Source organism: Rhizobium mongolense USDA 1844 (assembly GCF_000419765.1).
In the GTDB taxonomy this organism is placed as follows: Bacteria; Pseudomonadota; Alphaproteobacteria; order Rhizobiales; family Rhizobiaceae; genus Rhizobium; species Rhizobium mongolense.
This window is the reverse complement of sequence record NZ_ATTQ01000002.1, coordinates 391,777-413,767: the sequence shown is the minus strand read 5'-3', so window position 1 is coordinate 413,767 and position 21,991 is coordinate 391,777. Positions and strand designations below refer to the sequence as shown.

Annotated in this window: 21 protein-coding genes and 1 pseudogene; 11 read left to right on the top strand and 11 right to left on the bottom strand. The window is 60.1% G+C overall.

Annotated elements, in window-relative coordinates:
• The first annotated feature begins 213 nt into the window (after window positions 1–213).
• The 3 genes and pseudogenes from A3C3_RS0105195 to A3C3_RS48445 form a co-directional block, all read left to right on the top strand.
• Window positions 214–1,914, top strand: a complete 1,701-nt coding sequence (locus tag A3C3_RS0105195) for a long-chain fatty acid--CoA ligase (protein WP_022713558.1) — start codon at window positions 214–216, stop codon at window positions 1,912–1,914.
• Between the two features lie 138 nt (window positions 1,915–2,052).
• A complete protein-coding gene (pgi, locus tag A3C3_RS0105190; RefSeq protein ID WP_022713557.1) occupies window positions 2,053–3,678 on the top strand; it encodes a glucose-6-phosphate isomerase in 1,626 nt (541 codons plus the stop codon).
• Between the two features lie 191 nt (window positions 3,679–3,869).
• A pseudogene (locus tag A3C3_RS48445) lies at window positions 3,870–4,770 on the top strand (HEPN domain-containing protein); the annotation flags it as partial.
• Window positions 4,771–5,040: 270 nt separating this feature from the next.
• Here the strand turns inward: A3C3_RS48445 and A3C3_RS0105180 are convergent.
• The gene (locus tag A3C3_RS0105180; RefSeq protein WP_022713556.1) at window positions 5,041–6,054 is read right to left on the bottom strand and encodes a PQQ-dependent sugar dehydrogenase; all 1,014 of its coding nucleotides are present in this window, start codon (window positions 6,052–6,054) and stop codon (window positions 5,041–5,043) included.
• A 442-nt stretch (window positions 6,055–6,496) separates the two neighbouring features.
• Here A3C3_RS0105180 and A3C3_RS0105175 point away from each other — a divergent pair, with 442 nt between their 5' ends.
• From A3C3_RS0105175 to A3C3_RS0105165, 3 genes are all read left to right on the top strand, one after another.
• Complete coding sequence (locus A3C3_RS0105175; RefSeq protein ID WP_022713555.1) at window positions 6,497–6,751, top strand: type II toxin-antitoxin system HicA family toxin; 255 nt, start codon at window positions 6,497–6,499, stop codon at window positions 6,749–6,751.
• Window positions 6,748–7,104: a type II toxin-antitoxin system HicB family antitoxin gene (locus tag A3C3_RS0105170; RefSeq protein WP_022713554.1), complete on the top strand. Its 357-nt coding sequence runs from the start codon at window positions 6,748–6,750 to the stop codon at window positions 7,102–7,104. Before A3C3_RS0105175 ends, A3C3_RS0105170 begins: the two co-directional genes overlap by 4 nt.
• A 347-nt stretch (window positions 7,105–7,451) precedes the next feature.
• Window positions 7,452–8,255: an alpha/beta fold hydrolase gene (locus A3C3_RS0105165; RefSeq protein ID WP_022713553.1), complete on the top strand. Its 804-nt coding sequence runs from the start codon at window positions 7,452–7,454 to the stop codon at window positions 8,253–8,255.
• Window position 8,256: 1 nt separating this feature from the next.
• Here the strand turns inward: A3C3_RS0105165 and A3C3_RS0105160 are convergent, their stop codons facing one another.
• Together A3C3_RS0105160 and A3C3_RS0105155 are read right to left on the bottom strand one after the other, a co-directional pair.
• On the bottom strand, window positions 8,257–9,183 hold the full coding sequence (locus tag A3C3_RS0105160) for a carbohydrate kinase family protein (RefSeq protein ID WP_022713552.1): 927 nt from the start codon (window positions 9,181–9,183) through the stop codon (window positions 8,257–8,259).
• Window positions 9,184–9,274: 91 nt separating this feature from the next.
• Complete coding sequence (locus A3C3_RS0105155; RefSeq protein ID WP_022713551.1) at window positions 9,275–9,964, bottom strand: orotate phosphoribosyltransferase; 690 nt, start codon at window positions 9,962–9,964, stop codon at window positions 9,275–9,277.
• 154 nt (window positions 9,965–10,118) lie between these two features.
• On the opposite strand from A3C3_RS0105155, the gene A3C3_RS0105150 reads away from it, so the two are divergent.
• Window positions 10,119–11,390: an MgtC/SapB family protein gene (locus A3C3_RS0105150; RefSeq protein ID WP_022713550.1), complete on the top strand. Its 1,272-nt coding sequence runs from the start codon at window positions 10,119–10,121 to the stop codon at window positions 11,388–11,390.
• Here the strand turns inward: A3C3_RS0105150 and A3C3_RS0105145 are convergent.
• On the bottom strand, window positions 11,387–12,052 hold the full coding sequence (locus tag A3C3_RS0105145; RefSeq protein WP_022713549.1) for a TetR/AcrR family transcriptional regulator: 666 nt from the start codon (window positions 12,050–12,052) through the stop codon (window positions 11,387–11,389). The genes A3C3_RS0105150 and A3C3_RS0105145 overlap by 4 nt on opposite strands.
• Before the next feature lie 96 nt (window positions 12,053–12,148).
• Here A3C3_RS0105145 and A3C3_RS0105140 point away from each other — a divergent pair, with 96 nt between their 5' ends.
• Window positions 12,149–12,973, top strand: coding sequence for an NmrA family NAD(P)-binding protein (locus A3C3_RS0105140; protein WP_022713548.1), 825 nt, complete (start codon window positions 12,149–12,151; stop codon window positions 12,971–12,973).
• Complete coding sequence (locus A3C3_RS0105135) at window positions 12,961–13,458, top strand: anthrone oxygenase family protein (protein ID WP_376774919.1); 498 nt, start codon at window positions 12,961–12,963, stop codon at window positions 13,456–13,458. The genes A3C3_RS0105140 and A3C3_RS0105135 overlap by 13 nt, the downstream gene beginning before the upstream one ends.
• A 37-nt stretch (window positions 13,459–13,495) precedes the next feature.
• On the opposite strand, the gene A3C3_RS0105130 is transcribed toward A3C3_RS0105135, so the two are convergent.
• The 6 genes from A3C3_RS0105130 to A3C3_RS0105105 all read right to left on the bottom strand — a co-directional run bounded on the left by A3C3_RS0105130 (window position 13,496) and on the right by A3C3_RS0105105 (window position 18,999).
• Window positions 13,496–14,032 (bottom strand): glyoxalase superfamily protein, encoded by a 537-nt coding sequence (locus A3C3_RS0105130; RefSeq protein WP_022713546.1) that lies wholly within the window; start codon window positions 14,030–14,032, stop codon window positions 13,496–13,498.
• 183 nt (window positions 14,033–14,215) lie between these two features.
• A complete protein-coding gene (pyrC, locus tag A3C3_RS0105125) occupies window positions 14,216–15,259 on the bottom strand; it encodes a dihydroorotase (protein ID WP_022713545.1) in 1,044 nt (347 codons plus the stop codon).
• Window positions 15,260–15,352: 93 nt separating this feature from the next.
• Entirely contained in the window at window positions 15,353–15,979 is a 627-nt protein-coding gene (locus A3C3_RS0105120; protein WP_022713544.1) for a nucleoside triphosphate hydrolase, read from the bottom strand.
• Entirely contained in the window at window positions 15,976–16,758 is a 783-nt protein-coding gene (locus A3C3_RS0105115) for an ATP-binding cassette domain-containing protein (protein ID WP_022713543.1), read from the bottom strand. The genes A3C3_RS0105120 and A3C3_RS0105115 overlap by 4 nt, the downstream gene beginning before the upstream one ends.
• Before the next feature lie 2 nt (window positions 16,759–16,760).
• Window positions 16,761–17,825 carry an ABC transporter permease gene (locus tag A3C3_RS0105110; protein WP_022713542.1) on the bottom strand — a complete coding sequence of 355 codons (1,065 nt, stop codon included), beginning with the start codon at window positions 17,823–17,825 and terminating at the stop codon, window positions 16,761–16,763.
• A gap of 154 nt (window positions 17,826–17,979) precedes the next feature.
• On the bottom strand, window positions 17,980–18,999 hold the full coding sequence (locus A3C3_RS0105105) for a sugar ABC transporter substrate-binding protein (RefSeq protein WP_022713541.1): 1,020 nt from the start codon (window positions 18,997–18,999) through the stop codon (window positions 17,980–17,982).
• Between the two features lie 237 nt (window positions 19,000–19,236).
• Here A3C3_RS0105105 and A3C3_RS0105100 point away from each other — a divergent pair, with 237 nt between their 5' ends.
• Together A3C3_RS0105100 and A3C3_RS0105095 are read left to right on the top strand one after the other, a co-directional pair.
• Window positions 19,237–20,484, top strand: a complete 1,248-nt coding sequence (locus A3C3_RS0105100; RefSeq protein ID WP_022713540.1) for an ROK family transcriptional regulator — start codon at window positions 19,237–19,239, stop codon at window positions 20,482–20,484.
• On the top strand, window positions 20,468–20,944 hold the full coding sequence (locus tag A3C3_RS0105095) for an RbsD/FucU family protein (protein WP_022713539.1): 477 nt from the start codon (window positions 20,468–20,470) through the stop codon (window positions 20,942–20,944). The genes A3C3_RS0105100 and A3C3_RS0105095 overlap by 17 nt, the downstream gene beginning before the upstream one ends.
• A gap of 3 nt (window positions 20,945–20,947) precedes the next feature.
• Here the strand turns inward: A3C3_RS0105095 and A3C3_RS0105090 are convergent, their stop codons facing one another.
• Window positions 20,948–21,985, bottom strand: coding sequence for a proline racemase family protein (locus A3C3_RS0105090; protein ID WP_022713538.1), 1,038 nt, complete (start codon window positions 21,983–21,985; stop codon window positions 20,948–20,950).
• Window positions 21,986–21,991 lie beyond the last annotated feature (6 nt).

The window sequence follows — 21,991 nt, the reverse complement described above, 5'->3', positions numbered from 1 at the left end:
CGTGTCAGTCATGGAAATAGAACGCGTCTTCGGACTCAAAAGTTCCGGATGACCGGAACGGTGGAAGCACGTTGACGTTTACGTCAAAGTTAGTGTAACTCTAATCCAGCTTGAACCGTTCAAGCATTGGCATAAGCTGCCCTTCGGAGGATGGAGGATCATCCGACCGGCAGCCGCAGACCGGCGTCCTTGCCGGATAGGGAGAGAGACACGATGAGCAGCATTTCCGTCCATCCAGGTGGCGCGAAGCGGGAAAAGCCTTGGCTTGCCGCCTATCCCGCGATCGTACCGGCCGAACTGCCGCCGCCGGAACATGGTTCGCTGGCGGATCTGCTGGAAAAATCCTGCAAGACCTATGCGAATCGCGTTGCCTTCTCGAGCATGGGCAAGACACTCACCTATCGGGAGCTCGGAGAGCAGACACGCAAGGTCGCAGCCTGGCTGCAAAGCACCGGTCTTCAGAAAGGCGACCGGGTCGCCGTGATGATGCCGAATGTGCTGCAGAACCCTATCGCGGTCTACGGCATCCTGCGCGCCGGCCTGGTCGTCGTGAATGTCAATCCACTCTATACGCCGCGCGAACTGGAACACCAGCTGCGCGATTCGGGTGCCAAGGCGATCTTCGTACTGGAGAACTTCGCACGCACGGTCGAACAGGTGCTGGCAAAGACCGATGTGCGCCATGTGGTGGTGACTTCGCTTGGCGAAATGCTGGGTCCAAAGGGAGTGATCGTCAATTTCGTCGTCCGCAACGTGAAGAAGCTGGTCCCCTCCTGGTCGATCCCGCAGCACAAGGCATTCAAGCAGATCTTGAACGAGGGTGCACGCAGGCCGCTGCAACCGCCGGTCATCAACGGCAGCGATATCGCCTTCCTTCAATATACCGGCGGCACCACGGGTGTGGCCAAGGGTGCGGTGCTGACACACCAGAACCTGCTTGCCAATAAACGGCAGCTGCAGCTTTGGCTGAAATCCGCTTTCGAGCTCAAGAAGCAGCCGGACGTGCTCAACTTCATGTGTGCGCTACCGCTCTATCACATCTTCGCGCTTACGGTGAACTCGCTGATGGGCATGTCGCTCGGCGCGCACAACATCCTGATACCCAATCCGCGCGACATCCCAGGCTTCGTCAAAGAATTCGCCAAGTCGAACGTCCATATCTTCCCCGGCCTCAACACGCTGTTTAACGCGCTGATGAACAATGCCGATTTCGCCAAGCTCGATTTCTCCTCGCTCATCATGTCGCTGGGCGGCGGCATGGCGGTGCAGCGGCCGGTCGCCGAGCGCTGGCTGAAGATGACAGGCTCGCATATCACCGAGGGCTACGGCCTTTCCGAGACCTCGCCGGTTGCAACCGCCAACCGCTTCGATTCGCCGGAATTCACCGGCTCGATCGGCTTGCCGCTGCCCTCTACCGAGATCGACATCCGCGATGAAAACGGCAATTCCCTGCCGCTCGGCGAGATCGGCGAGATCTGCATTCGCGGCCCGCAGGTCATGGCCGGCTACTGGCAGAAGCCGGAGGAGACCGCCAAGGTGATGACGGCGGACGGCTTTTTCCGCAGCGGTGACATGGGCTTCATGGACGAGCGCGGCTACACCAAGATCGTTGACCGCAAGAAGGACATGATCCTGGTTTCCGGTTTCAACGTCTATCCGAACGAGATCGAGGAAGTCGCTGCCATGCACCCGGGCATCATCGAGGCCGCCGCGATCGGCGTGCCGGACGGCCATTCCGGCGAAGCGGTGAAACTCTTCGTGGTGCGGAAGGACCTGGCGCTGACCGAGGCCGATGTAAAGGCTCATTGTGCCGCCAACCTCACCAACTACAAGCGTCCCCGCCATATCGAATTCCGCACCGAATTGCCGAAATCGCCGGTCGGCAAGATTCTGCGCAAGGACCTGCGCGGCTGATTTTGACACCCGCATGAAATTTGAAGCCATCCGCCTGTGCGCGGGTGGCTTTTTTGCATTCCGGCGGTGGCTGAACTTGATTTACGCCCTACAAAGCGAATAGTTTCCGCAACCTTTCCGCCTTCAAAGGAGCCTCCAATGAATGTCATCGTCGAACAGCTGAAGAGCACTGCGGCCGCCACGAAGGCAACCGATATCCGCGATGCCTTCGCGACCGATCCAAAGCGCTTCTCTCGCTTCACCGCCTCGCTCGACGACCTTTTGATGGACTATTCAAAGACCGCCGTGAACGACGAAATCCTGGCGCTTCTTGTCAAGCTCGCAGAAGAAGGCGGTGTGGAGAAGAAGCGCGAGGAAATGTTTTCCGGCAAAGCCATCAACTTCACAGAAGACCGCGCGGTTCTACACACTGCGCTTCGCAACCGCTCCAACACGGCGGTGCTGGTCGACGGCAAGGATGTGATGCCGGATGTCAACGGCGTTCTCGCCGCCATGGGGAAGTTCGCCGACGGCATCCGCTCCGGCGCGCTGAAGGGCGCGACGGGCAAGCAGATCACCGACGTCGTCAATATCGGGATCGGTGGCTCGGACCTCGGCCCGGTCATGGCGACCCTGGCGCTCGCACCCTTCCATGATGGCCCGCGCGCGCATTTCGTCTCCAACATCGACGGCGCCCATATCGCCGACATCCTGAAGCAGGTCCAGCCGGAAACGACGCTCTTCATCATTGCCTCGAAGACCTTCACGACGATCGAGACGATGACCAATGCGCAGACGGCGCGCAATTTCATCGCCAAGGCGCTGGGTGAGGCTGCGGTGCAGCACCATTTCGCGGCCGTCTCGACGGCGCTCGACAAGGTCGCCGCCTTCGGCATCGCGAGCGAACGCGTCTTCGGCTTCTGGGATTGGGTCGGTGGCCGCTATTCCATCTGGTCGGCCATCGGCCTGCCGCTGATGATCGCGATCGGACCCGAAAACTTCGGCAAATTCCTCGACGGCGCGCATGCAATGGACAACCACTTCCGTAAGGCTCCGGTTACCGAAAACCTGCCCGTGCTGCTCGGCCTCATCGGCTTTTACCACCGCAATGTGCTGGGTTATCCCACCCGTGCGATCCTGCCTTACGACCAGCGCCTGTCGCGCTTCCCGGCCTACCTGCAGCAGCTCGACATGGAATCCAACGGCAAGGGTGTGACGATCGACGGCACGCCGGTCGAGAGCAATTCCGGCCCGGTGGTCTGGGGCGAACCTGGGACCAACGGCCAGCACGCATTCTTCCAACTCATCCACCAGGGAACGAGCATTATTCCCGGCGAATTCATGATCGCCGCCAATGCCTTCGAGCCGGAACTGCGCCACCAGCACCAATTGTTGATGGCCAATTGCCTGGCACAGTCAGAAGCGCTCATGAAGGGCCGTACTTTCGAGGAAGCCAAAGCGCAGCTCACAGCCAAGGGGATGGACGACAAGAAGGCCGATTTCATCGCGCCGCACCGAGTCTTCACCGGCAATCGGCCATCGATCACCTTCGTCTATGACAAACTGACGCCCTACGCGCTCGGCCGCCTCATTGCGCTCTACGAGCATCGCGTATTCGTCGAAGGCGTGCTCTTCCGCATCAACTCCTTCGACCAGTGGGGTGTCGAGCTCGGCAAGGAACTGGCGACCGGCCTGCTGCCGGTCATTGAAGGCACGGAGAGCGCGGCAGGACACGATAGTTCGACCGAGGGGCTTGTTGCAGCGTTGGCGAAGCTCGCCACGTAAGATCACTCCGATCCTTCGGATTGTGCGCCCCTCGACGATAGCTGTCGGATCCTCCTCCAGCGGATGTGGGGAGGTATCTCGCCGAGCGGGCTGGCGTTGATCAGAACCGTAAGAGAAGCACGCGACAGCGCGGTGTTGCACCGAAGACTTGGATAACGCTTCGCTTTGCGGGAGAGGCGCACCAGCGAAATATGGTTGACGCGGCGGTGACCCTGACAGAGCATCTCGACCATCTGCCCGACAAGAAGCGCCGGGAGCTCGCCCGTATTCTGCAAATCCTGTTTTTCGAGGTCGAGCAGTTCCGCGCCACCAAGCTGTCCGGAAAGAAGGCCCCGGCAAGGTGCTCAAGGTTCTTTACGGCTCCTATGCCCGCGGCGACTGGGTCGAGGACCGCTCAAGCGGCTACCGTTCCGACTATGACCTTCTCATTGTCGTCAACACCAAGAGCTTTGCCGAGGAGCACGAGCTGTGGGAGGCGCTGGAGGAACGGCTGTTGCAGGAGCAGATCAGCCATCGGATCGAAACGCCGGTGATCCCGATCGTGCACTGCCTGGCAGACGTCAACGACCAGTTGGCACGCGGCCGGCCCTTCTTCACCGACATCGCCAAAGACGGGATCGTGCTCTACGAGGAGCCCGGCCATCCACTCGCCCAGCCGAAAGCGCTGACACCAGACGAGGCAAAGGCCGAAGCACAGCGGTATTTCGACAAATGGTTTCCGATGCGTCTTACTGTGTCAGGCAGGCTGAAAATGCTTTTGCCGATCAGATGTCAAACCACGCCGCCTTCGATCTGCATCAGGCGACAGAGCGCTTTTACCATTGCGTTTTGCTGACCCTGACGCTCTACAGCCCGAAGTCTCACCGCATCAAGGTGCTGCGCTCGCAAGCCGAAAGCACGGATGCGCGGCTGGTTTCCGCCTGGCCACGCGACACTCGCCCTGCCCGCCGCTCATTTGAGCTGTTGTCGCGGGCTTATGTCGAGGCGCGCTATTCGTCGAGATACACGATCAGTCATGAAGAGCTGCAATGGCTTGTTGCGCGCGTAAAGGACCTGCAGGCGCTTGTGGAAACGATCTGCAAGGAACGTCTTGGCGCAAGAAGTCAGATTCTCAGTATGTTGAGTGGTGCGAAAAGCACAGTTCCAACTAGGCATGGTGCGACTTTCGAAACACAGAACGAGAACATGTTCACCGAACAGACCATCGTTCAGCGTCGCATAAGCAACCGGTGTCAGGAGGCTTTCGCAGCGGCAGTCCGCGGCAAGCTCGCCAATCCTGAACCCGACTACCTACCTCGAAGCGCTCATCCGACCAACCACGCCGTTAACCTGAAGCGAGTCCCTCCAAGGAACCCTCGGGCGTCACCGCCTGAGGACGTAAATCGCGCCTCCGGCGTCGTCGGATATTAGGACGGAACCGTCCGGCGCTTCCTTGACGTCCACAGGCCGCCCGACGCCTCTGGCGAAAGTCGTCGCCGAGACGGGGCGGCCCCCTTGGAAGCGCACCCGCACTACCTGACGGCCGACCGGAACAGACCTGTCCCAACTGCCGTGCTCGGCAACCAGGGCGTCGCCGCCGAGGCTGCGGAAGAAATGGATTCCCAAGGCTGCGACATGCGCCTGAAAGTTGAAGACGGGCGAAATCTGCCGCGCGAGCGGCGGCGAGTCCTCGAACCCCTTGAGCCGGATCTGGCCTCCGAAAAAGGGAAAGCCGTAAAAGCCGCCGGGCTGCAGCGCGTTCAGCTCGTCTGGTGGGATATCGTCGCCCATTCGGTCGGCGCCGTTGTCGGTAAAGAACATCGTGCCGCCGCGCCAGTCGAAGCCGACCGAATTGCGCACCCCCCAGGCCACTCGTCGAAGGTCGGACCCGTCCTGGTCCATGCTGACGATCGTGCCTTGCAGCCCGCGCGGCAAGCAAATGTTGCAAGGCGATCCCAACGAGACATAGAGCCGGGAATCGGGACCGACGGCGATATAGCGAAAACTGTGGGCTCCCGAATTCGGCAAGTCTCGACGAATATCACGCCTACCGCTCAGAGCGCCCCCACGCCCGATGTTGAACGCGGTTACGCTGTTTCTCGAAGCGACGAACAAACGACCGCGGGAGCATGCGACTCCGTTCGGAGCGGAGAATCCGGAGGCGACCCGCCGGGCGAGGCCGCCGGAGAATGGCACGGCATAGACCGAGGAACCTTTGGTTCCAACGAACAATATGTCGCCGCAGACCGCCATTTCGCGCGCGGCGGGAACACGGGCGAGCAGCTCGGCCCGCGCCGGGCCAAGGGCCACGCCGGAGGCGACAGTCGCGACGGAGGCGAGCGCGAGAAGTCCAATTCTAGCGGAGAGAAATCCGGCTTTCGGCGAAAAGACGTTCATCGGCGTCCTCCGAATACAAGCTGAATTGCTGGAAGGAATTGGAATGGCTTAATTTCTTTTCAAGACGGAGCCCGGGCCTTACGGCGAAGTGATCTCCTGGATTGATGGGCGGCTCGGCCGCGGGCGTGGCGAAGCGCTCCAGAGCTGCCTGTCGCGCCGACGAGAACGTCAGGGCCGGCTTGGATGGAAGTTTGCCCTTTGTATTGCTTGCCGGACTGGATCGATCGCGCCAAGAGGCAACTCCAATCCCTCGCCTTGAAAAGATTCGAACTGCAGACCCTTGATAACACGATGCCGGCGAGAACGGAGTCACGAGCCTATTCTTCGAATTGATCGACTGCCTCATAAGGGCGATTAGAAAACTATGGACCCGTATTTCTAGCCTGGATGGGCTGCCGAGTTTGTGCTTGCATAATCAGCAAGCGCCTATATATTTGCTAGCATGAACAGCAAGCAGAGAAAGACTCTGGCGGCCGTCTTCATGGATCCGGTATCTGGAACCATTGAATGGACGGCAATCGAGAACCTGCTTGTAGCTGCCGGGGCGAGTGTAATCCAGGGAAACGGCTCCCGCGTTAAGTTCGAAAAAGACGGCATCATTGCGAGCTTCCATCGACCTCACCCGGACAAGGAAGCGAAGCGCTATCAGGTGCGCGATGCTCGCGAGTTCCTGACGCAGATTGGAGCAACACCATGAACACCTTGACTTACAACGGCTACCACGCTCGCATCGAATTTGACGCTGAGGACGAGGTATTTTTTGGCAAGATTGCAGGTATTTCCGATGTCATCGGCTTTCACGGTGACAGCGTCTCTGAAATTAAGAAAGCTTTTCATGAGGCTGTCGATGATTACGTCGAGACATGCAAGACAATAGGAAAAGAGCCTCAGAAACCCTATTCTGGTAAGATGATGTTTCGTGTCGCTCCTGAAGTGCACCGCCGAGCAGCTCTTGCCGCCGAGCTTTCAGGAAAGAGCCTCAATCAGTGGGCGGAAGAAGCACTCGAAGAAGCCGCCGAACACTTTGTCGAGGCTCGTCTATCGGCCTAATAGATGTAAACGCGAATGACTCGTCTGTCCGTCGAATTGGCCACGTAAGTCCGTTCTACGAGATGCTGTGCTTGCTCTGCTCCTCAGCTCGCCCTTGTCGCGGCTGCCGATGCACGACGGGTCTCCTAAGCCTGGCATCCCGTTTAGGCATTGTGCGACTTTCGAAGCCTTAGACGATCTGATGGTGTCTTATTCTCCTAAATTCTCCCTGGGACCATCCGTCTGTCGTTCGACGATCCCGATCTCTCGGATCGTGCCTCAAGATCTCGGATGGGATCTGTGATTTACATTTGAAGCTGTCGAAACGCGCCACATCTGATCGTCTGTATCAAGGAAGGGAGAGCCGCATGAGTGTGATGGACGACGAACTCAAGATTTTTGAGGCAGAGGGCGCGCCACCGCTGCCGACGGCGGCATCCGCAGGTCTCATCGAGCATGAGGGTGCCAGTATATGGTACGCGACTTACGGGAACGGTCCTGCGGTGATCCTCTTGCATGGCGGGCTTGGTAACAGCGGCAATTGGGGCTACCAAGTGCCGGCATTGATCGAGTCCGGCCGGCAGGTTGTGGTCATCGACAGCCGTGGGCATGGCCGCAGCACGCGCGATACCCAGCCGTATGAGTACGCGTTGATGGCAACGGACGTTCTGGCGATCATGGATCATCTAGAGCTCGCCAAGGCAGCGCTCGTCGGCTGGAGTGATGGCGCCTGCACAGCACTCATCCTTGCCGATCAGCATCCGGACCGCGTCTCCGGCGTCTTCTTCTTCGCGTGCAATATGGATCCGAGCGGCACGAAAGAGTTTGTCGCGACGCCGGTCATCGATCGCTGCTTCAGCCGGCACAGCAAGGATTATCGGGCACTATCGGCAACACCCGATCAGTTCGATGCCTTTGTTCAGGACGTCAGCAGGATGATGGCGACCGAGCCCAACTACACAGCGAGCGATCTCGCGCGGATCAAGGTGCCAGTCGCGGTCGTGCTGGGTGAGCGCGACGAATTCATCAAGCCCGAGCATGCCGACTATCTCGCGCGCAACATCCCTGATGCCGAGCTCATCCTGCTGCCCGATGTCAGCCACTTCGCGCCCCTGCAGCGGCCCGAGCACTTCAATCGCGAAGTACTCGGCTTTCTTGATCGGCTTGGGTAGCTCAAAGGCCGATTTCGTGCGCCCAGGGCGGATTGGCGCCGGCGCGCGAAACGGTGACGGCCGCGGCCTTTGCCCCAAGCGACAGAGCGTTGTGCAGCGCCTTTTCGTCGAGGGAGGCAACCTGCGCCTTGGTCAACAGATTGTCCATCTTCAGCGAAGCGAGGATGCCCGCATCGAATGTATCGCCCGCACCAACCGTGTCGACCACAGTGACGCGCTGGCTCGGCACAACGACCTTGCGATCCTTGGTGTAGCCCGACGCGCCTTCCGCGCCCTTGGTGATGACGACGAGCTTGGCGCCATGCTTCAGCCAGTGGGCCGCCAGATCGTCATGGCTGCCTTCAAGGCCAAACCATTCAAGATCTTCGTCGGAAAACTTGACGATATCGGACTTCGCCGCCATGCGCTTGATGCGCGCCATGTGGGCTTCCTTATTCTTGATGAAGCCGGGGCGGATGTTCGGATCGAGCGAGATGACGCGCTTTCCGGCCTCTCGATCGAGCAGCGTCTCGTACGTCTCGCCGCAGGGACTGGGGATCAGGCTGATCGCACCGAAATGCAGCGCCTCACAATCGTCGCCGAGGACCGGCAGATCGTCTGTGGTGATCATGCGGCCGGCCGTGCCTTCATCGTAGAAGGCATAAGTCGCCTGACCGTTCACCAGCTTAACGAATGCGAGCGTCGACGGGCGGGGCGATATGGCGCAAAGGCTGAAATCAACATTGCTGGCGACCAGCGTCTCGCGCAGGATATCGCCCATCATGTCATCGGCGATGCCGGTAAAGAAGGACGTCGGAACGCCAAGCCTGCCGAGCGCAATCGCCGTGTTGAAGATCGCACCGCCGGCATAGGGCGCGAAGCTCTTCTCGCCGAGCGTCGTCTCCCGCGGCAGCATGTCGATCAACGCTTCGCCACAGCACAAAATCATTCCGGCCTCCCAAAGTATCGGTGAATTTCGATCTTCAAATCGATTAGATAATTTCGTGGCAAAAGCAAAGCCGCACTTTGCCTATCCGTTCTTAAAGCGACGAAACGCCGCCGTTGCGGCCCGACCAGGCGAGCGGCGCGTCGAGGAAAGCTTCCACTTCGCTGAGCGTCTTCTCGTCGAAAAGCTCCTGCGCTTTGGCAACAGCCAGAACGTCACGCCAGGTAGCGATGTAATGCAGCTTCACCTTCCCGTCAGCAAAGCGCAACGCGCCTTCGTCAAAGATGCCGTAGTAGAAGAGTGCAATGCCGTGATCAACGATGCCGCCAGCCGCGCGGATGGCATCGATGAACTTGAACATGCTGCCGCCCGCCGTCGTCAGATCCTCGATGACAAGGACGCGCGAACCTTCGGGCATATTCCCTTCGATCTGCGCATTGCGGCCATGGCCCTTCGGCTGTTTGCGCACATAGATCATCGGCAGGCCGAGACGATCGGCAAGCAACGCGGCGAAGGGAATCCCCGCCGTCTCGCCGCCGGCAATGCAATCGAACTGCTCGAAACCGGCGTCACGAAGGACGACGCCTGCGGCGAAGTCCATCACCGTGGAACGGATTCGCGCGAAAGAGAGCAGCTTGCGGCAATCGATATAGACCGGGCTCGCCATGCCGGAGGAGAGCTTGTAGGGCTGGGCGGCGTTGAAATGGACCGCCCTGATCTCCCAGAGCATCTTCGCCACCAGTTCGGCCATGACGGCGCGGTCGGGAAATGTCGTGTGGATCATCGCTCTCTCCTTCGCTTAAATCCATGCGGCAATAGCAGCAAGCGCGAAAAGATTCCAGAACTGCGAGGGTCCGGCGTCAAGAATAGCAACGAATGCGTCAACTCTTTCAAACATTTCTGATTGTGCGCTGGCATGACGGGAATATCGTAAGACCATGGAACATATCGAAATCTTTCAGCGTCTCGGTGTGGCTCTTGCGATTGGCCTGCTTGTCGGCGTCGAGCGGGGCTGGCAGGAGCGCGACGTCCGGGCGGGCGGCAGGACAGCAGGTATCCGCACATTCGCCCTCACTGGTTTTCTCGGCGGAATAGCCGGGACGCTGCATTCGATGATCGGTCCTTTCCTACCGGCGACGATCGCGGCGCTGCTTGGCCTCGTCTATATAGCAGGGAATTGGCAGGAGACGCAGGAAGACGAAGATTACAGCATAACCTCGGTCGTGGCTGCGCTGGCGGTTTTCGGGCTTGGCGTTCTCGCCGCTGTCGGTGACATCGTGACTGCGGCTGCAAGCGGCGTCGTGATGACGATAATTCTTGCCGCGCGCCACAGCCTGCATGGCTTTCTGAGAGGTATGACCTGGCCGGAGCTTCGCTCTGCGCTGGTGCTGCTTGCCATGACCGTGGTTGCTCTACCGCTGCTTCCGGACAGGCCGCTCGACCCTTGGGGGGCGCTCAACCCTTTTTCCCTCTGGGTGCTGACCATTACCATCGCCGCACTTTCCTTTGCCGGCTATCTCGCCATCAAGCTGACTGGCACGACTCGTGGCATCCTGCTGGCAGGGGCTGCCGGGGGACTGGTTTCTTCCACTGCGCTGACGCTCTCTTTCGCACGTTATTCCAAGCAGGCGCCTCAGGGTTCGACACATCTGGCGGCCGGGGCGGCCGTTGCTGGAGCCTTGTCCTTTGCCCGTGTTCTTGTCATCGGCAGCGCCTTCTCGCTCGACTTGCTTCCTCCGCTTGCAGCCGGCCTGATCCCGGCGATCATCGGCTTTCTGATTGCGGGCGTCTTCTGGGTCTGGCGTTCCGGCTCCGCGAGAGAGGTGCCGGAAATTGAGCTGAAGAACCCGTTCGAACTTCGCATGGTCTTCTCTTTCGCCGCGCTGCTTGGGTTGATCAGCCTGATATCAAAGATGGCAATCGACTATATCGGCGCGTCGGCACTTTACGCCGTGGCCGCGATCTCCGGGCTGGTCGATGTGGACGCCATCACACTTTCGACGGCGCGCCTTATGGGCACCGCGATCAATGCCAAAACCGCCGCCGACGTCATCCTGATTGCGGTCGCCGTCAATGTCATAACAAAGGCGGTGCTAGCCTTCACCGCCGGCACGCGGGAGTATGGCGTCGCCTTGGCGTTGGCCTCAGTAGTCGCGGTTGCCATGGGATGCATCGCCTATTTCATGCTCCGCAGCCTTATGCCCGTCTAGCGCGACGGGTTGTCGAGAAGCCGGCCGATATCGGCCGGCAGCATTCTCTTGTAGAGCGCGATCGCAGTCCGCCCCTCCTCCTCGCTGACCGAGATCGAATAGCGCACGGCCGCTGCAAGCAGATGCATCGTCAGCCGCGCAATCGCCAGCAACTCGCCCCCTTCACGCTCCGGCCACAGTTTTTCCAAGACCTCGAACAGTCTTTGCGAGTGGAATTCCATGTCCTCGGCATCGACCTCCTGCAGCAGCTTGTCGGCCTGGGTCGCATGCCAGATGTCGCGCATGACCGGTTCTCTGCGGAAGAAATCGCAATACTGATCGACGATGTTGCAGAGCGCCCTTTGCAGCGTTTCGGTGCTCGCTACCTTGGCCAGCTCTTCTTCGACGCAGCGCCTGCCCTGCTCGTTGAAGCGTTCGGCAAGCGTCCGGATGATGGAGCTCTTGTCCGGGAAATACTGGTAAAGGGCGCCGAAGGAAAGCTCGGCCTTTTCAACGATTTCGCTCATCTTCAGGGCGTCGCTGCCGTTCTTTTCGATCAGTTCCATTGCCACCGACAAGATCTTCTCGAAGCGTTCCCGACCCCGCTGCTGGCGCGGGATGCGTCGAGGTTGACCGGCCGATTGCAATCCTCTTTTACGCCTAACCACGGTCCGTTCCGTCATTCGGCACTCCATTTTTCTGTTGACGAGTAAAATAAGAGAGTTTATCTCATTATGCAAATACGAGATTTTCTCTTGTTTTGTGGAAGGAGCAGTCAAATGCAGAATTCCGAAATCATCCTAGTTGGCGGCGCGGGAAAAACTGGCGGGCGCGTCGCTTCGCGACTCAAAGAGCGCGGTATCAAGTCGCGCTTCGCTTCGCGCTCCAGCACACGCCCCTTTGATTGGGAGAATAGAGCAACCTGGCCCTCGGCGCTTAAGGGTGCCACCAGCGCATATGTCACCTTTCAGCCCGATCTCGCCGTCGCTTGGGCGGCCGCTGCTATCGGCGCCTTGGCGAAGACGGCCGTCGATTACGGTTTGCGGCATATCGTCCTGCTCTCCGGCCGCGGCGAAGACGGTGCCGAGCGCAGCGAAGAGATGCTCAAGGCCGCCGGCATCGGCTACACGATCCTGCGAGCATCCTGGTTCTGCCAGAACTTCAGCGAAGGCGCGTTTAAGGATTCGATCGCCGCGGGAGAGCTCGTCTTGCCCGCGGGTGAGGTCAAGGAGCCCTTCACCGATGCCGACGACATTGCCGATGCGGCCGTTGCCGCGCTGACCGACCAGCGTCACCTCGGCAAAACCTACGAATTGACCGGGCCAAGCGCGCTTACCTTCCGCGAAGCGGTATCGGAGATCGCGACGGCGACCGGACGGGCGATCCGCTACCGCCAGGTTTCCATGGAAGACTTCAAGGCCGGGCTCTCTTCGGCCGACCTGCCGGCAGGAACGATCGATCTTCTCGAGGAGCTCTTCGGCAAGGTTCTCGACGGCCGCAATTCGCGCGTCATGAATGGTGTTGCGGAAATCCTCGGCCGGCCGCCGAAAGACTTCAGCCAATATGCCCGCGAGACTGCGGTGACCGGCATATGGGAGACATGACCATGGGAATGATCCTCACCTTCGCGCTTGTCGCCGCTGCAATCGGCAGCGGCCTTGTCGCCGGCATCTTCTTTGCCTTCTCGACCTTCATCATGACCGCATTTTCCCGCATTCCGCCGGAGCAAGGCATCGCGGCAATGAATTCGATCAACGTCACGATCGTGCGCTCGCCGTTCATGCTCGTCTTCATTCCAACCGCCATCCTGTCCGTCCTGATCGCCGTCCTGGCCGTCATCGACTGGCGGGGAAGCGCAGGCATTTGGATGCTGGCTGGTGCCGGGCTCTACGTCATCGCATCCTTTATCTCAACTATCGTCTTCAACGTGCCGATGAATAATGCCCTGGCAAAGGTCAGCGCTAATGGCGCGCAAGACGCCAGCGTCTGGAATACCTATCTGAAGGATTGGACCTGGTGGAATCACGTCCGCACGATCGCGTCCCTGCTTTCCGCAGTTGCTTTCGTCCGGGCCTTGATGATCCTTTGATGGAGGCGGTAGGACTTTGCTCCTCCCGCCCGGCCTTTCAGCATCTTTCGCAGAAGGTGATGCGGTTGTTGAAGGGGTCGACGACCTGCATCTCGAGCCCCCACGGCGCCTCTTCGAGGCCTGGCTTCATGTAGCGATAATTCTTGCCGACGAGTTCGGCCTGGAAGGCGCGAACACCGCTCACCGGCACGAAGGCTCTGGCGCCGGGGCTCGCGTCGCCGGAATGCTCGCTCAGATGCAGCAGCATGCTCCCGCGTGAGACCTGGCAATAGAGCGGAAACTGATCGCCGAAGCGGTGTTTCCAATCCAGCCTGAAGCCTAGAAAGCCGCAATAGAACTCCATCGCCTTGTCGATATCGAAAATACGGAAGATGGGAATCGGCGGTTCTATGTCGATATTGCCGGGGCTGGCGTCCGCTTCATCAAGCCTCGCCGCAAGAATGTTCCACTGATCGAAGCCAAACTGCCTGGCGACAATCTCCAGCGTCTCGCTATGCGTGAGGGTAATTTCTCGGCCGGCCAGAGCCTGCCGCAGGGCTTTTGCCATAAGCTTGGCATCGCGAAAATCGCGCATCGTTCATCCTTCCGTCGGCGGCAAACAGGAAGATCAGTGCCCGCGTCTGCTGACCCGTTCGCCATCGTTCGCCAAAGGCAAGGATGTGAAGGATTTATCTGGATGCATTCACCTTAGCGCTCGCACGCACGGGACGGCTGGCCGCATCGCCGGAAACGACCCTAGAAAAATTGCACGAGCCGATCAAGAGCGTTCGACGTCCCAGTGCAGCGGGAACATGGGATCGAACACCGTCACCGTTCCGGCACCGGTTTCGATCTTCGTCGGAAACGCCACGGGCACTTCACGCTTCACCAGCGTGACGCGCTCTTCGTTCGGCGAAAGGCCATACCAGGCCGGGCCGTTCAGCGAGACGAAGGCTTCGAGCTTGTCGAGCGCGCCCTCCTGCTCGAAGACATGGGCAAGGCAACTCATCGTATTGATCGAGGAATAGATGCCAGCGCAGCCGCAGGCGCACTCCTTCAGCGGATCGATATGCGGGGCCGAATCGGTGCCGAGGAAGAAGCGCTTGTCGCCGCTCACAGCGGCCGCACGCAGCGCCAGGCGGTGGTTTTCGCGCTTGGCGACCGGCAGGCAGTAATAATGCGGCCGGACGCCGCCAACCAGGATTGCATTGCGGTTGATGATCAGGTGGTGCGTCGTGATGGAGCCTGCGAGATTGGCTTTCGACGACTTGATATAGTCGATGCCGTCTGCCGTCGTTACGTGCTCCATCGTGACTTTCAGCTCCGGCAGGCGCTTGCGCAGGGGATCGAGCACCGTTTCGATGAATACGGCCTCACGGTCGAAGATGTCGACCTCAGGCGTCGTAACTTCACCGTGCACGCAAAGCGGCAGACCGATCTTCGCCATGCGCTCCAGCATCGGCATGGCCTTTTCCATGTCGCGCACGCCGCTATGGGAATTGGTAGTCGCACCCGCCGGATAAAGTTTTACCGCCGTGATCAGGCCGCTTTTCTTGCCTTCCTCGATATCGTCGGCGCTCGTATGCTCCGTGAGGTAGAGCGTCATCAGCGGCTCGAAGCGATCGCCGTTCGGCAATGCCTCCATGATCCGCGCGCGATAGGCTTTCGCGTCCGCCGTCGTCACGACCGGCGGCACGAGGTTCGGCATGATGATGGCGCGGGCGAAGTTGCGGCTGGTATCGCCGATCACACCTTCAAGCATCGCGCCATCGCGCAGATGCAGGTGCCAGTCGTCAGGGCGGCGGATGGTGATGGACTGCATGCGCTATAACTCCGGCAGGGCGGCCTTCAAAGTTCCGCCTCGCGCATTATCATCCCGGCACGGCTCATGGCAAACATTTTGCCGCTTCAATTGTCAGGCGATTTCAAGCGTCACATCGGCGCGGCGGCGGTTTTCCAGGATGAGCCTGCCATTCGGCAGGTCATTGCCATTGACCTTGGCACTCGCCTGCTCTTCCGTCAGGTTGTAGCCGCGCCAGCGGGCTAAGAGCCGCTCTTCCAGCACCTCGATCGGCGGTGCAAGCATGATGGAGTAGTCGAAGATACCCTCAAGCTCCGCCCACTTGCCCTGGCTGAGCAGAAGGTAGTTGCCCTCGACGATGATGAAGCGATGCTCCGGCGAGACGACGCGGGCCGATGCGATGGCGATCTCGCGGAACCGGTCGAAAACCGGGATCAGCACTTCCTGGTCGGCTGGACGCACGGCGCGAATGATGTCCAGAAAACCGCGGACGTCGAAGCTTTCCGGCACGCCCTTACGGGCGAGCAGACCCCGCTCGCTCAGAACTGCGTTGTCCATGTGAAAGCCGTCCATCGGCAGCACTTCCGCGGTTTCTCCCCGCGCTCTCAGCGCATCGGCGAGATTATCCGCCATCGTCGACTTGCCGGCGCCGGGCGGACCGGCGATGGCGATCAGGAAGCGCTTGGTGTCGCCGGCGCGGGTGATCACCTCGCCGGCGATTTCCTCGATGGTTACGCTCATGCGGGAACCGGATCCGTGGGGACCGTCTTGGCGCCGGTCATGAATGCCACGGCGTCGGACATGGTGTATTCCTTCGGGTTGATGACCGTCAGGCGGCGGCCGAGCCGGTGGATGTGGATACGGTCCGCGACTTCGAAGACATGCGGCATGTTGTGCGAAATGAGCACGATCGGCAAGCCGCGGGAACGCACGTCGAGGATCAGTTCCAGCACGCGACGGCTTTCCTTCACTCCGAGTGCGGCTGTCGGCTCATCCATGATGACAACCTTGGAGCCGAAAGCGGCCGCGCGTGCAACCGCCACACCCTGGCGCTGGCCGCCGGAGAGCGTTTCGACCGCCTGATTGATGTTCTGGATCGTCATCAGACCCAGTTCCGTGAGCTTCGTACGGGCGCGTTTTTCCATCGCCGGCCGATCGAGCATGCGGAACCAACTGCCGAGCACGCCAGGCCTCCTGATCTCACGACCAAGAAACATGTTGTCGGCAATCGACAAGGCGGGGGAAAGCGCAAGGTTCTGATAGACGGTCTCGATGCCCGCCTCACGCGCCTCCATCGGCGACCTGAAGTGGACCGGCTTGCCCTCCAGCGTGATCTCGCCCTCGTCGGGAGTAACTGCACCGGAAATCGCCTTGATCAGCGACGACTTGCCGGCACCGTTGTCGCCGATGACGGCGAGGATTTCGCCGGGATAGAGGTCGAAGTCTGCGTTGTCGAGCGCGGTGACGCGTCCGTAGCGCTTCACGAGGCCGCGGGCGGTAAGGATGGGTTCAACAGCCATGATTACACCGAAACCTTTCTGATCCACTGGTCGATTGCGACAGCGGCGATGATGAGCACGCCCGTCAGCAGGACTTTCCACTGGGGGTCGGCCCCGAGCATGTTGAGGCCCATGGACACGACGCCGACGATCATCGCGCCGAACAGGGTGCCGAGGATGGAACCGCGGCCGCCAAAGAGCGAGATACCACCGATCACGGTGGCGGTGATCGCCTGCAGGTTATAATCGGTGACCGCTGAAGACGGCGAGATGGAGCCGTTGCGGCCGATCGATACCCAAGCTGCAAAGGCTGCGATGACGCCCGAGATTGCATAGACCGTGAGCAGCACGCTCTTGGTTTGGATGCCGGAGAGCTTTGCCGCCTCCGGATCATCGCCGACCGCATAGACGTGCCTACCCCAGGCCGTGTGGTTGAGAACATACCAGAGCCCGAGCACCAGCAGCACCATGGCGATGACGCCAAGCGTCAAGACCGCATTGCCGACTTTGAAACTGAGCGCGAAGAAATGCAGCAGCGGCGCCTGCGCATCCACGTCCGCATCGCGGATCGTCTCGTTTGCCGAGTAGATGAAATTCGTCGCCATAACGATATTCCACGTGCCGAGCGTCACGATGAACGGCGGCAGCTTCATGTAGGCGACGAGGAAACCGTTGAGCAAGCCGCACAGGCCGCCAACCAGCATGCCGAGGATGACGGCAATCGGCGTTGGAATTCCGTAGGTGATAGCACAGTTGCCCATGATGACGGCGGAAATGACCATGATGACGCCGATCGAAAGATCAATGCCGGCGGTCAGGATGACCAGCGTCTGGGCCGCGCCGAGAATGCCGACGATGGCGATCTGCTGCAGAATGAGCGTGAGCGTGTAGGACGAGAAGAACCGCCCACCAATCGCTATGCCAAAAATGATGATCGCCAGCACCAGCACGATCAGCGGCACCGCGGCCGGCGTCGAGTGCAGGAAGTGCTGCGCACGCTTCAGAAATGAGATGTCCTGGTGTTCGAACGACGCGACATTCTTATCGCTGTCGTCAAGAACCCGTTCGAATTCCTGTGCTCCGGTCATTTTTTCTCCTCCGCTTTCGCGCCGAACCGCGCGCGGAAGCTATTGCCCATATTGCTCCGGTCTTCGCACGCCGGTCCTTGAGGCAAGAGCTTATCGTCTGTCGAAAACGGCCGAGGATCAAGCCCCGGCCGTTGTTGTGGCTAGATAGCCAGGCTCAGCCCCAGCACTTGTCGGTGCCGACCTTGGTGTCGATGGACTCGACGCCGGAAACCGGCTTGTCGGTGACGAGCGAAACACCGGTATCGAAGAAGGACTTGCCCTCGGTCGGCTTCGGCTTTTCGCCGCTATCGGCGAACTTCTTGATCGCCTCGACGCCGAGAGCCGCCATCATCAGCGGGTACTGCTGCGAGGTGGCGCCGATGACGCCATCCTTGACCGACTGGACGCCCGGGCAACCACCGTCAACCGACACGATCAGCACATTGCTCTCCATTCCGACAGCCTTCAGCGCCTGATAGGCACCAACAGCGGCCGGTTCGTTGATCGTGTGGATCACGTTAATGCTCGGATCCTTCTGGAGAAGGTTTTCCATGGCCTTGCGGCCGCCTTCTTCGTTGCCGTTGGTCACATCATGACCGACGATGCGCGGATCGTCTTCATCGCCGATCTTGTTCGGGTCCTTCGGGTCGATGCCGAAGCCCATCATGAAGCCCTGGTCGCGCAGAACGTCGACGGTCGGCTGCGACGGCGTCAGATCGAGAAAGCCGACCTTGGCGTCCTTGGCCTTGTCGCCAAGCGTTTCCTTCGCCCACTGGCCAATCAGCTTGCCGGCGAGCAGGTTGTCGGTCGCAAAGGTTGCGTCAGCGGCATCGGCCGGATCGAGCGGCGTGTCGAGCGCGATGACCAGCAGGCCAGCGTCGCGCGCTTTCTTGACCGACGAAACGATGCCCTTGGTATCCGATGCAGTGATCAGAATGCCCTTCGCGCCATCGGCGATGCAGCTTTCGATAGCAGCAACCTGGCTTTCGCTGTCGCCGTCGATCTTACCGGCGTAGGACTTCAGTGTAACGCCGAGTTCCTTCGCCTTGGCCGTCGCGCCTTCCTTCATCTTGACGAAGAACGGATTGGTGTCCGTCTTGGTGATGAGGCAGGCGGAAACATCCGCGGCCATGGCCGGAGCGGAAAAAGCAACGCCGAGTGCAAGCGCGCCGAAAGCCAGAACTGATTTCTTCATGAACTCCTCCCAGAGATTAGCCGGAACGCCCGCATGGCAGAACCGGAATTTGAGATACGGGACGACACCGCAGATTCAGTCAAAGGCCTCCTCCAAAGCCGCCCCACATGTTGACGATCGCAATTAAGAACGAAAAGAAATTCGCTTGTCAATAAATAAATCCAATTGAATTATTAATTCCATGTGGCATGTTGATCAAAAATCAGGCATAGGCCAATGAACGGGAGGAGTGGCCCAATGTCGTCCTTGGACGGTCCGACGCACGCGCCGGGCACACCACCTATTCTGAACCCGGCGGGAGGCGCGAACCAGGTCAGGGTGCGCGCTTATAACGAGCGGTTGGTCCTTTCGCTGGTGCGCCTCTACGGCTCGCTTTCGAAGGCCGATATCGCACGCCGCAGCGGCCTTTCTGCTCAAACCGTTTCCGTCATCATGAGGGAACTGGAGAGAGAGGGGGTGCTTTCAAGAGGCGAACCCGTTCGCGGCCGCGTCGGCCAGCCGTCGATCCCAATGCACCTCAATCCCGACGCCGTCTATTCCTTCGGCGTAAAGATGGGCCGGCGCAGCGCCGATCTGGTTTTGATGGATTTCGTCGGGCGCATCCGCATGCAGTTGCACCAGACATATGCCTATCCCCAACCCGACGAAATTCTCGCCTTCATCATTTCCGGCATCCGGGAGCTTGAAAGCAAACTCGACGAGAGGCAACGGAGCCGGATCGCAGGCATCGGCATCGCCGCGCCCTTCGAGCTTTGGAACTGGGCAGACGAGGTCGGGGCGCCGGAGGGCGCGATGGAAGTCTGGCGCGGGTTCGACCTGCAGGCCGAAGTTGCCGCACGCGTTTCACATCCGGTCTATCTGCAAAACGATGCGACCAGCGCCTGCGGCGCTGAGCTCGTCTTCGGCGTCGGCCCATCCTACCCGGATTTCGTCTATCTTTTCATAGGCTCGTTCATCGGCGGCGGCATCGTCCTCAACTCGGCGATCTTCTCCGGCCGAACTGGCACTGCCGGCGCGATCGGCCCGCTTCCGGTGCGCGGCAAGAACGGCGAGAACCGCCAGCTTCTCGATATTGCCTCGATCTTCGTGCTCGAAAACATGTTGCGCGAGAAAGGCATCGACCCTCAGCCGCTCTGGTACTCCGCCGACGACTGGGTGGATTTCGGCGCGCCGATGGAGACCTGGATCCAGGATACCGCGAAAGCCTTGGCGCAGGCGATCGTTGCCGCTGCCTCGATCATCGATTTCAGCGCAGCCGTCATCGACGGCGGCTTCCCCGGCTGGGTGCGCAAACGCATCGTAAGCGCAACAACCCGCGAGGCCGCGAAACTCGACCTGCAGGGTGTTGTGATGCCAGAGATCATCGAGGGTGTGGTGGGGGCGCAAGCGCGCGCGATCGGTGGCGCGAGCCTGCCGATTTTTGCGCGCTATCTGACCGACCAGAATGTGCTTTTCAAGGAGATCGAAAATGCTGAAGGGACTTGATCCGCTCTTAAGTCCGCAACTGCTTTCGACGCTGCGCGAGATGGGCCATGGCGACGAGATCGCCATCGTCGACGGCAATTATCCGGGTGTCGAGCATGGACGTCGCCTGATCCGTCTCGACGGCCACGGCGTCGTACCGGTGCTCGACGCGGTTCTCAGCGTGCTGCCGATCGACGATTTCGTGCCGGAAGCGATCTTCCGCTCGACCGTCAAGGCCGAGCGTGACAAGCTCGATCCCGTGCACGAGGAAATGATCGACTGCTGCGCCAAGCACGAGCCGCATCGCCAGGTGACGCCGCTCGTCGGCCAGGATTTCTATAACCGCGTTCGCGCCGCCTACGCCGTCATTCAGACAAGCGAGCCGCGTCTTTATGCCAACATCATCCTGCGCAAGGGCGTCATCTATCCGAAGGCTGCCGGCGAAGGCGCCAAGGGGGCAGTCGAGCCTTTCGACTATTAACGCTTAAATCTCGCCCGCCTGCGGCCCCCAGACATCCGTCAGCGCGAAGCCGTCCGGATGCGGATCGAAGGGGTCGAGCGCCACCTGCGACAGGCCGAAGGTGAAACCGCGGCCGGTGATCGTCGGGATGATGGCCGGGCGGCCTGCAACTTCGGTCACCGCTTGCAAGCCAACCTCGAATTCCGAGCCGATGATCGAGCGTGACATGAAGATATCGCCGACCTTGGCCTTGCCGCGTGCATGGAGCGCAGTCAGGTTCGCCGAGCTGCCGGTGCCGCAGGGCGAGCGGTCGGCGCGGCCGGGCCACATGGTCGTGCAGGTGCGCACCGCGCCATCCGGCTCGGTATCGCGAAACATCACATAGGCAACACCTGAGATGGCTGGAATTTCCGGATGTATGACCGGGATGTCGCGATTGATGATCTCCTTGAGGATCATTCCTGCCTGAACGAGGCCTGCCGCATTCGTCTTCTCAATCGTCAGGTTGATCTGGCGGACATCGATCAATGCGTAGAAGATGCCGCCATAGCAGATGTCCGCTTTGACCTTGCCCCAATGCGGCGTTTGGATCTCGACGTCCAGTTGATGGACGAAAGCCGGAACCATGGTGAGCCGCACCTTCTCGCAGCGGCCATCGCGACAGGTTGCCAGCGCCTTTACCAGACCGGCCGCAGTCTCCAGGGTAACAACCGTTTCAGGTTCCTTCATTTCGACGATGCCCGATTCGAGCAGCGCGGTGGCGACGCAAATCGAATTCGAGCCCGAACTCGCATGCGCCTGATCGGGCTGCAGAATGACGAAGGCTGCATCGGCATCAGGATGCTTGGCCGGCAAGAGCAGATTGACGGACCCGATCGGCGCGCCGCGCGGCTCGAGGCAGAGGAAACGGCGAAGCTCGGTCCCCTTGGGGTCGGTATTCAACCAGTGAAGCTGCGCGGCAACGGTTTCGCCGGGAATTTTCGGCAGACCGCCAATCGCGACCTTGCCGATCTCGCCTTCGCAGTGAACGTCCAGAAGCTGGATGGTACGCTTCCACCTCATTTTTTA